This window comes from Psychroserpens jangbogonensis (genome assembly GCF_000797465.1).
Lineage (GTDB): Bacteria > Bacteroidota > Bacteroidia > Flavobacteriales > Flavobacteriaceae > Psychroserpens > Psychroserpens jangbogonensis.
The window spans coordinates 1-10,050 of sequence record NZ_JSWG01000014.1 but is presented as its reverse complement, the minus strand read 5'-3'; the positions used below and the strand labels follow the sequence as shown (position 1 = coordinate 10,050).

Below are 10,050 nucleotides of genomic sequence, written 5' to 3'. Positions count from 1 at the left end.
GTTGGTGAATTTCTTCCTGACAGAGAAGATTTACCTGAATCTTGGAAAGAACTAAGCTTAAAATATTTATTAAGCCATACCTCTGGCATACCTGACATTATAGATTATGGGATTTTCTTAGCCCCTGAAAGTGATGACTTTGTAATTAAAAACATGAAAGACAAGCCATTTACATCGGCACTAGGTACTGAAAGCAGATATAATGCTACGGCTTATATGCTTGTACGCATTATTATAGAAAAATTAGCTGAACAAGACTTTGAAGAGCACATGCAAAAAAACTATTTTGATAAATTTAATTTGAGCACGGCTAATTATGGAGGTTTCAAAAAAGTTGTTCCTAATAGAGTTACAAGTTACCAAATGGTGGGTGATAAGTTAGAAATGTTTCCTTTGAATTATTCCCCTACTATGTATGCTGGTGCAGGATTAAACATAAAGATTGATGAATTGATACTGTGGATGCAGGCATTATTGAATGAACAAATACTAGATAAAGATCAACTAAATACTATTTGGACACCATATAAATTGAATAACAATGAAGTTGGTTCATTTGGACTAGGTTGGGAAGCATATGAATTTGAAAACAAGATAAAAATTAATGGACATGGTGGTGCTGGCATATCATCTCTATTACATTATAGAAAAGATGGTTTTCCAAATACAGTGACTGTCATTTTATTAACAAATGGTGCTAAAAATTGGGTACAATCACCTCATAGTGTTAATATGGGAATTGCTAACTATTTTATGCCAGGAGTTAACGATTTAGATTAAAGAATACGATATCACAACAATGTATAAAAATAATAGCCGAAACAGCAGTAAGCATGAATATTGTAGCTCGCATAAAATTTAGTAGTAAATTCAAAGTTTCTACTTTCGCAATCGGCTACTAATCTTATACAAAAAGTTGCAACAAGCTAAAAATCAGAACCCATAAAAATGAATTAAGTTTAATATCAAATGAACTATAATAACAAGAAATTCAGACCAGTTCAAAATTCCGAAAATGGAGAAACGACAGAAGAAACAATATTTGAATATAAACAAACAGGAAATATTTTGACATCGAAATATAAAGGTGGACAAATAGTAGAAGGCCATTTAATGGGATTAGTGGACAAAAATGGAAATATAGAAATGCGTTACCATCAAGTCAACGGAAAAGGAGAATTAATGACTGGAATTTGCCACTCAAAACCTGAATTGAACGAAAATGGAAAAATCAGACTTTATGAAAACTGGAAATGGACTTCTGGGGATATGTCAAGCGGAAAATCCATTTTGGAGGAGTTATAATATGCACCAAACCGAAAGAAATGCAAGTAGCCAGCAACGTGTATAATTAATGCTTCACTCCTACTTCAATTTAAATTTATATCATTAATCATCTGATTTGCTACAACTGAAAATCCTGTGGATTCTTAGTCGCACAAATCATACACGAACACGTTGAATGCAATAAATCAAAAACCAATTAAATATGATCCAATTAAAATTTATCAAGACAATTATCATATTAATATACGCTTGTTGTTGTACATTTTGGAGTTATGGACAATCTATAAACAATACTATTACCAATTGGTCAAATGACGGATCGAAAATCTTAATCACCTCGGATCGTGGAGGTACTTCTGAAATTTATGAATTAAACTTAGACGGTTCTGATATAAATCAAATTACCAACTCTAATAATGGAGCCGTAAATTGGTGGGCAGTTTACTCTCCAGACGAATCTAAAATCGCATATTATTCATGGAGAGATGGAAACGCAGAAATCTACATTATGGATTTGGATGGAAAAAACCAGAAAAGATTGACGTTTAATGATAAATACGACTATTATCCAACATGGTCTCCTAGTGGAAAACAAATTGCATTTTATAGCGGAAGAGATGAAAATGCAGAAATTTATGTTATGAATTCAGACGGTACGAATCAACATAATATTACAAACAATTCGTCTAAAGATCAAGATCCTAGATGGTCTCCTGATGGAAAACAAATTGTTTTTCAAAGTAATAGAACTGGGAATTGGCAGATTCACACAGTCTTAGTGGAAAATGGAGAAGTAAGAAATTTGTCTAAAAACTCATTCAATGATGAACTCCCTAGTTGGTCTAGTGATGGAAAAAAAATAATATTCCATTCTAACAGAACTGGAAAAGGTCAGGTTTTTATGATTGATAATGACGGACGAAATGAAAAAGCACTTACAGACCCAAAGAATGACAACTTTATTTCAATTATATCACCTGATTGTAAATCAATAATATACACCTCGAACAGAAATGGCTACCTTGAATTGTATTATAAATTAATTGCTGGAACAAAAGAAAGCAAATTGTTAAATTAAGTATTCTAGGCACGATTTGTTCAAATGTTTTCATATACTGCACACAACAAAGTGTATAGTAAATTGCTAGGTTCTAGCCTACTTTGAAATTCCTGCGGATTTCCCTCTGGCTCGTTTCTTTTTGCTAATTTAGTTCCAAACCAAAACAACGTGCCATAAACGAACACGTTGTGCGTAAGCTTTCCAAATGAACTTTATATAAATTTATGAGTAACAAAAAATATATTACTAAAGGCGAAGGACTACCCAACTGGTCTAACCCTATTAGCCACGCAGTAGTTGTGAATAATATGTGTTTTATTAGCGGGCAATTATCTGTGAATGTTGATGGAGAATATATTTCTCAAACAATTCTAGAAGAAGGAAAGTTGGCCTTTTCAAACTTCTTTTCTGCTCTAAAAAACGCAGACTTTAAGAAGGATGATATTGTTTTTATTGATATTGCTTTTGACAACCTAAAAGACTTACCTGAAATAAATAAATTATATATGGATTTATTTCCTGAGAACAAACGACCTGCAAGAACAATATATCAAGCGGAAGCTTTGCCATTTGGTGGAAAAATCAAGATTACAGGAACTGCAATAAAAGAATTACTTTAATTACAAAAAAACCCAAATCAACAGAAAGTCTACGAACGCACAACAACGTGTATAGTAAATTGCTAGGTTCTAGCCTACTTGGAAATTCCTGCGGATTTTCCTCTGGCACGTTTCTTTTTGCTAATTTAGTGCTAAACCAAAACAACGTGCCATACACGAACACGTTGTAATTAATTTAAAGGGAATGAAAAACATATTGATAATTTTAATGATTCAATTGTTATTTACAAGTTATACTTCAGCTCAGAATAAAACAATTCGAAAAAAAAATGAAAAATATGTTGGTGAGTGGAAATCGTATTTATCAGATAAAACCACTTTTGAATACTTAAAACTTAATTCAGACAGGACAGGAATTAAGGCAATTGGAAAAACTATTAATGGAAAAGATACTATATTAAGTGAAAATCATTCATTTTTAAAAATCACCAATTGGCAAATAGAAAAGAAGAGACTTATCCTTCAAACAAAGCATGATTTGACATATGAACCCAATATTGTTTATGAAGTTAAATCTGCAAATAAAGATAGTATTGTTTTATTAGGAGATTATTTTGAATTAGGCATTTATCCTTCAAGATTAAATAAAAATTCTTTTAACAGAACAGTAAAATATATAAACGCAAAAGCATTAAAGGGTGATTATGGTTTGATTACCAAGACTTGTCTTTACGAAATGGAGCTCTTTAACTTTGAAGTAATTGATGATAATTTTATTTCTGCAAAGTATATTGGATTTAATAATATAATTCCTCATTTAGCTGGTTGTACTCAAGATTATGAATTTGTATCAAATTACATAGATCCAGCATACGAATTAAAACTACCTAAAGGATTTGATTTTTGGACATTAGGTTGGGGAAACAATAGTTTAACTATCTCTTTTATAGATAAAAATGATAAAACAAGTAATACATCTATAGAAATCAATTATGATTTTAAGGATGAAGATAAAAATCATTATTTATCTAAAATTCAAAAAGGAAAAGAAATTGAGAATAAAACAATCTATAATAATAAAGAATTATACCAATTTACAAACTGGCAAAAAAAAACATCTGGTAAAATATTTTATGATAATCATATCTATGTATCATATTACACATTTGATAAAGATAAAGAAGAAGTACTTAAAGAATGTATTTCATCATTTAGGTATAAAAACTAATTACAACAACGTGCATAACCAATTGCTTGGTTATAGCCTACTTGGAAATTCCTACGGAATTTCTTCTGGTTCGTTTTCTTTTATTAACTTAGTTCTTGCCTACGCAACAAACCACATACGAACACGTTGTATTTAATGGCGGACACTCTAAAATCCACAATAATAATTTTATTCTACATCAACAAATAGTCAAACTATTGAGCTATTAGATTTAAGGAAATTATTATTAAAGGAACAATCGACATAAATAAACGCACGTAACATCGCAAACCAATGTTAACACTCCAGCTATTCTACATCATTTTTAGCTTGCGTAACGTTATGAAATGTCGGCGAATTCTGGGTAATTCTGCCGGCCCCCTTTTTATTAATTTTGAAAGTAACATCCTTTGTTGTAGTAAACAAAAGAACAGATGAAAAAGGCGTTCTGATATATGATTTCAAAAACACAAAAGCATCTTCTAATGTAAGTTCGTTTTCCTCATCCTCGGTTTCTTTAGATTGGTAGCGCAATTTCACTAAGACCTTAAAGTCATCATCAGAATAGACTGGTCTGACAAATATATTTTTCAAGTTAGGTTTTCCAATGGTCTTTGCCAGGGTTAATTTGGCAAAGCGACCTTCTTGGCAACTTACTTTTACTTGTTCCCAGAAAAGAACAAATACATCTTGGTATGGCATAAGCTAAAGATTAATGATAAAGTATTTTGGTGTTGCAAATTTAATTAATAAATCCGAACCTATCTTAATCACTCAATTATCAGAAAAATAAGAAATAAACAACAATTAACTTGAGATAAAAACTCATTGAGGAAGTAGGTGCTAAAGCAGGCAGATGCGACAGAACCCAAAATTGTTATCCATAAAAAAGCCTCAGAATAGTACTGAGGCTTTTACAAAACAATTAATTTTATTTTTAATCAAAAGGATTTCCTCCTGGATCTGGTGGTGACGATGCTTGTGCTTGCTTAGGATTCAAAATAATGAAACTCCCTATTGCTGTTAACGCAGCATACTTGCCCATTTTTGTTAAGGCTTCCTTTCGTGTGATCTGATCTTCTGTTATGTTTTTTTTCATTGTTGCTATATGTTAACTGAATTACACATTTATTTAATGACTACTTTCTGTGGTTATAACACTGATTTAAAGTAGCATTTGTTTTTTTAAACTTGACCGCTGCGCTAAGTTGATAAATAACTAAAAAGCTCTAACAGAACGAATATGGTCTGAGTTGATCTTCCCGTTGGGGAACTGATTACCACTACCGAAATCCTGTAACCACGCGTCATTGGTACTGAACTCCGTAGAACTCCAGTAGAATCCATTAGAAAAACCACCAATATTTCCAAGTCCCAAGACATTTCCTTGTCCTATATTCTGACGCATTAGGTTTAATTCATCTTTACTTGGTAAAAACCAATCATTATGGCCTTCTAGAGATAAGTCCTTACAGAGTTTTGCAGCATAGAAATCAGTATTGCCTTGAATAACTATTATAGCCTCTGTATTTGATGAACCTGTACCTATTGCCTCTCCAGCAGCGCCAGTTAATAAATTAGAGCCATTATACCATCTTATATATGTGCTTTGGTCTATTAAAGCACAAACCAAGCCTGTATCTAAAGTGCCATCTCCATCTAAATCTGTTGGTGTTGGAGCAATATAAAAAACAACGCCGCCATCTCGTAAATCTCCTATGGCTGGTGGTTGTGGTTGTGAAGAAGGTGTTACTGAATTAGATGCTGAACTAGCTAAACTAATACCAATAGCATTAGTAGCCGTTATGGTGAATGTATAAGCTGTTCCATTGGTTAGACCTTCAACGTTTATTGTACCACTTACTGCTTGATTTATAGTACCGGTAATATTGCCTGGTGACGAAGTCGCTACATAATTAGTTATCAGTGAACCACCATCAAACGGAGCAGTATATGCTATACTAGCCTGACCATCTGCTGCAACAGCTGTTCCTATAATTGGTGCATCTGGAATAGTAGCTGGTGGTGTTCCTCCAGTCCAAGTAGGCACACCTCCTATCATTTGTAAGGCTGCTCCTTCGTTTGGTGTTGCTACAACTACTTCCCAAGAACTACCGTTCCAATATTGCATGTCTCCTGCATTTGTACCTGAATCCTGTCCATTACTAGCATACAAAGCATAAGGCACACTCAACAATTGGCTAGTACCTGTAATAGTATAAGTACTACCTCCTGTTGGGTCGGTTTCTGTTTTTATAAAATAAGTGCCTGCAGACCAATCAATCATTGAAAAATCTCCTGAGACTACAGATCCCATCCCTATTTGTATACTTACCAAACCATTGGCATTGGTGGTTGGTGTTTGCGTTTCTACATAAACCGCTGTTGCGTCTTGTAAAATACTTAATTGCATGCCAACAGCTTGATTGCTTACAATGGCATTACCAGCGTCTCTTACAACGGCTTGGTAACTCATTTTTTCTGGCGCTTGCGCGAAGGTTGTAGCCGTTATTAGTAAGGCTGCTAAAAAGGTGTAAAGTTTATGTGTCATAGTATTTGTTTTTTTATGCAATTTTATGATGTACGTATGTAATGCCATTTGTAAAATCGACCGCTTACGCGGCACTATTTAAATTGATAAATAACTAAATTGTTAAAAAGCTCTAACAGCACGCACGTTGGTCATGTAGCTCTTATTGTAGAAGGTCTGAATACCATTGGTAAAAAACTGACTCCACGCGTTAGGGCCATCGAGCTCCGTAGAACTCCAGTAGTCATTAGAAAATGCAGCAACTCCAGAGACTGCCTCTAAAGTCGCTCTATTTAGATATATTTCCTTTAACTCGTTTATACTTGGTAAAAACCATTCAGGGCCTAAGGAACGCGCTGCTAAGGCGGCTGGGGCAGTTGGGCAATCAGCTAACATAGCATTCGTATTAGTTATCCCATCTCCTATTTCTGCTCCTGAACCAGATGGAGGAAACCCTGTTACGGTTGGAACGCTTGGTAAATCTGTAAACGCACAACCCCACTGTTGGAAGCTAATATCGGATAAAGCACACACCAAGCCGTGAGTATTGTCTGCTGGATCTACCCAGAACACAACACCACCATCTCTTAAGTCTCCTACCGTTGCTGGTGGTGGTGGTGGTTCTAAAGCTGTAATTCTTGCTTCTAAGGCTTCTATGTAAGCTTGATTTATTCCTCCAGGTAATGTTGCTGCTATTTTAGAATGCAACGCATAAGGCACACTCAACAATTCACTGGTACCAGTAATGGTATATGTAGTTCCTCCTGTTGGGTCGGTTTCTGTTTTTATAAAGTAAGGGCCAGCAGACCAATCAATCGCAGAGAAATCTCCTGAGACCACAGAGCCCATACCTATTTGTATACTTACTAAACCATTTGCATTTGTGGTTGGTGTTTGCGTTTCTACATAAACCGCAGTTGCGTCTTGTAAAATGCTTATTTGCATACCAACGGCTTGGTTGCTAACGATGGCATTACCAGCATCTCTTACAACGGCTTGGTAACTCATTTTTTCTGGCGCTTGCGCGAACGTGCTAGCCGTCATAACTAAGGCTACTACTAGTGTATATAATTTTTTCATAATATTAATTGTGGTTTGGTTTGTTTTTTTATACTTATAGAATTGATGTACGCATCAATTAAAAGCTTAAGTTGGTATTACCTAATAATTACTTTTTGTGATGTTTGCTGTGTGTTATTTTGAAGTTGAACTACATACACACCTGCACTTATGCTTGAGACATCCATACGGTTTTGCAAAAGTGTAGCATCAAGCTCGGTTGATAATACCTGTCTACCTTGGATATCATAAAGCACTAATGTCGTGTTGTCTTGTAACGGACCATTCACGACTAACTCTTTAGAGGTGTTTAAAGCGAAGATGTTGAGCGCATCTAAATTAGTTTCAATAGTTGATAAAGCACCATCAGATGTTCTTAAGAAAAAACGTCCTGTGCCAGATAAGACTGTTGTTGGCGTGATTATATAATCTGACGTATTTAATAAGGTCACTGTGTTGGTCACTACATCTTCAAGATATACCGAAACCGATGCTGGTAAAGTCATATCAGCAATACTAAACGTTAACTGTTCGCCTTGATTGGCATTCACTCCTAAAGGAATTGTGACATCATTAAGATTACCCATATCAAGTGTTTGCAAAGCGATCGCATTACCTGTGTTATCCTGAACTAAATGCGAGTACAGTGCAAAATCAGACGAGGCATCATCCCAAACTTTAGCATCGTATCCAAAATCAAAACCTTCAGTGGCATTCGCATTAAAATAGAATTCTGTGTTATAAGAATGTGTAGCAGTACTTGCATTTAATTTCACAAAAGTCAACTCTGCATTTCGCCCAGCGATAAAGTCATCACCAGAACCCGTAGAACGCATTGCAGGTGTGAACTCTAAATCATAAAGCGCTGCATTTGTTGGGTCTGCACTTACGAAGAACCCTTGTCCAGGCGCAATACGCGTAGACGCTGTTGTATTTGCTGAGTTATAAATCGTCCAGCCATTTTGTGCGTTTCCGTCATAACCATAGATAGCAGCCGTTCCAGAATCGAATAAATTAAGGTTAGACACACCAGCAGCTACTTCATGCGACAAAAACGCTTGCACATTTAAATACGAAGGATAGGGATTTCCAATAAGGTTCCATTCTTCTCTACTGCTTCCAGTATTGACAATATTATTAGTTATCGTTCCTGTATTTGCCGTACCATTAAATGTAAATGAACCATTATCTGAAGATGCAGCTCTAAAGCCAATACTAGGATCAAGTGTTGCAGTCTCTATATCTGCCCATGTTACAAACGTTCCCGTTACTTTTTCAAACGGACCAAATAGATACAAGGTGCCGTTATTAAAAATATTCGGATTGTTAGTCGCAAAATCACTAAACGCTTGTCCAGTTAAAGGTGCAGAAATTAAATCGTTGCTTCCTGTGGTTCCAGAGCCATTGATATTCACGTGACGTTCATATTCTAATGTACCAGTTACAATACCATCGAGAATTAAACTAGAATAACTTGTTGAACTCGATTCAAGCATCAAACCATTGGTTGTTGAAAGTGTCATGCCTGGATCGATAATAAGTCCAGCACCAGGATTAATAGTCACTGTATTAGATGTTGTATTGGCATCAATCGTCGCATCACCTGAAGCAATGATAATATCATCACCAGCAGTCGCAATACCATTTGGATCACTAGGCATCCACGTACTATTAAAGATATAAATCGTTTTGACATCGGGTTGTTGGACACCTTCAGACAAGGTTCCATTACTTCCCGTTTGAGTCGAGTAAAAGACTTGACCGACAGAATAGCTTACAGTTCCTCCAGTTCCAGTGGCTTCTGAGCCAGAAGCATTGATGGATTCTTGTGCAACTATTAATTGAGTGAAACAGAATAACGCTGCGACTAATGTAATTGTTTTCATATGAAAAATGTTTAAAATATTCATTGTGATAAAATTACAATGAAATATCCAACGAAACAATACGTATAACTGTCTAAAACTACGTAGTACTACGTAGTTATGGTTCTGTCGCATCTGTCCATTTATACAATAATACACTCCAAATAAGAATAAAATATCTGCTGATATTCAGGTAATTGCATTTTTCAAGCATACCGAAAATGTTCAAAAACAGCCTCAATTATGACAGATGCGGCAGAACCACTTAAACGGTGGAAAGATTCTAGGGAATGAAATAAACGGATTATTGGAATAATAAAACTACCTACAACAACGTGTATAACCAATTGCTTGGTCACTGCCGACTTACGAACATTCCTGCGGAATATTCTATCTGTGATTTATTTGCTAAATTAGTTGCTTAAACACGCAACTAACCATACACAAGCACGTTGTGAGTAATTTTGACCCGTCCTGAAATA

At 35.1% G+C, this 10,050-nt stretch carries 10 protein-coding genes; 5 read left to right on the top strand and 5 right to left on the bottom strand.

All coding sequences use genetic code 11. The features are described from left to right. From RH81_RS13785 to RH81_RS13765, 5 genes are all read left to right on the top strand, one after another. A partial coding sequence (locus RH81_RS13785; RefSeq protein ID WP_033961339.1) for a serine hydrolase domain-containing protein occupies positions 1–780 on the top strand: 780 nt, incomplete at its 5' end. Between the two features lie 189 nt (positions 781–969). Further along, entirely contained in the window at positions 970–1,305 is a 336-nt protein-coding gene (locus RH81_RS13780) for an avidin-fold protein (RefSeq protein WP_033961338.1), read from the top strand. Positions 1,306–1,489: 184 nt separating this feature from the next. Beyond that, positions 1,490–2,365, top strand: coding sequence for a DUF5050 domain-containing protein (locus tag RH81_RS13775; protein ID WP_052172563.1), 876 nt, complete (start codon positions 1,490–1,492; stop codon positions 2,363–2,365). A 206-nt stretch (positions 2,366–2,571) separates the two neighbouring features. Continuing rightward, positions 2,572–2,967, top strand: a complete 396-nt coding sequence (locus RH81_RS13770) for a RidA family protein (RefSeq protein ID WP_033961337.1) — start codon at positions 2,572–2,574, stop codon at positions 2,965–2,967. Between the two features lie 184 nt (positions 2,968–3,151). After that, positions 3,152–4,135, top strand: a complete 984-nt coding sequence (locus RH81_RS13765; protein ID WP_033961336.1) for a hypothetical protein — start codon at positions 3,152–3,154, stop codon at positions 4,133–4,135. A 288-nt stretch (positions 4,136–4,423) separates the two neighbouring features. On the opposite strand, the gene RH81_RS13760 is transcribed toward RH81_RS13765, so the two are convergent. From RH81_RS13760 to RH81_RS16600, 5 genes are all read right to left on the bottom strand, one after another. Next, positions 4,424–4,816 carry a hypothetical protein gene (locus tag RH81_RS13760; RefSeq protein WP_033961335.1) on the bottom strand — a complete coding sequence of 131 codons (393 nt, stop codon included), beginning with the start codon at positions 4,814–4,816 and terminating at the stop codon, positions 4,424–4,426. A gap of 235 nt (positions 4,817–5,051) precedes the next feature. Continuing rightward, positions 5,052–5,213, bottom strand: a complete 162-nt coding sequence (locus RH81_RS17155) for a hypothetical protein (protein ID WP_173424375.1) — start codon at positions 5,211–5,213, stop codon at positions 5,052–5,054. A 120-nt stretch (positions 5,214–5,333) separates the two neighbouring features. Beyond that, the gene (locus RH81_RS16610; protein WP_052172562.1) at positions 5,334–6,665 is read right to left on the bottom strand and encodes an Lcl domain-containing protein; all 1,332 of its coding nucleotides are present in this window, start codon (positions 6,663–6,665) and stop codon (positions 5,334–5,336) included. Between the two features lie 102 nt (positions 6,666–6,767). Next, positions 6,768–7,724 carry an Lcl C-terminal domain-containing protein gene (locus RH81_RS17280; RefSeq protein ID WP_052172561.1) on the bottom strand — a complete coding sequence of 319 codons (957 nt, stop codon included), beginning with the start codon at positions 7,722–7,724 and terminating at the stop codon, positions 6,768–6,770. Between the two features lie 77 nt (positions 7,725–7,801). After that, positions 7,802–9,589, bottom strand: coding sequence for a T9SS type A sorting domain-containing protein (locus RH81_RS16600; protein WP_161791996.1), 1,788 nt, complete (start codon positions 9,587–9,589; stop codon positions 7,802–7,804). Between the last annotated feature and the right edge of the window lie 461 nt (positions 9,590–10,050).

Excerpts from the sequence above, each read along its gene's own strand:
- RH81_RS13760 (WP_033961335.1), bottom strand. The coding sequence starts at position 4,816 with ATGCCATACCAAGATGTATTTGTTCTTTTCTGGGAACAAGTAAAAGTA.
- RH81_RS17155 (WP_173424375.1), bottom strand. The coding sequence starts at position 5,213 with ATGAAAAAAAACATAACAGAAGATCAGATCACACGAAAGGAAGCCTTA.
- RH81_RS16600 (WP_161791996.1), bottom strand. The coding sequence starts at position 9,589 with ATGAAAACAATTACATTAGTCGCAGCGTTATTCTGTTTCACTCAATTA.
- RH81_RS13765 (WP_033961336.1), top strand. The coding sequence starts at position 3,152 with ATGAAAAACATATTGATAATTTTAATGATTCAATTGTTATTTACAAGT.
- RH81_RS13780 (WP_033961338.1), top strand. The coding sequence starts at position 970 with ATGAACTATAATAACAAGAAATTCAGACCAGTTCAAAATTCCGAAAAT.
- RH81_RS13775 (WP_052172563.1), top strand. The coding sequence starts at position 1,490 with ATGATCCAATTAAAATTTATCAAGACAATTATCATATTAATATACGCT.
- RH81_RS16610 (WP_052172562.1), bottom strand. The coding sequence starts at position 6,665 with ATGACACATAAACTTTACACCTTTTTAGCAGCCTTACTAATAACGGCT.
- RH81_RS13770 (WP_033961337.1), top strand. The coding sequence starts at position 2,572 with ATGAGTAACAAAAAATATATTACTAAAGGCGAAGGACTACCCAACTGG.
- RH81_RS17280 (WP_052172561.1), bottom strand. The coding sequence starts at position 7,724 with ATGAAAAAATTATATACACTAGTAGTAGCCTTAGTTATGACGGCTAGC.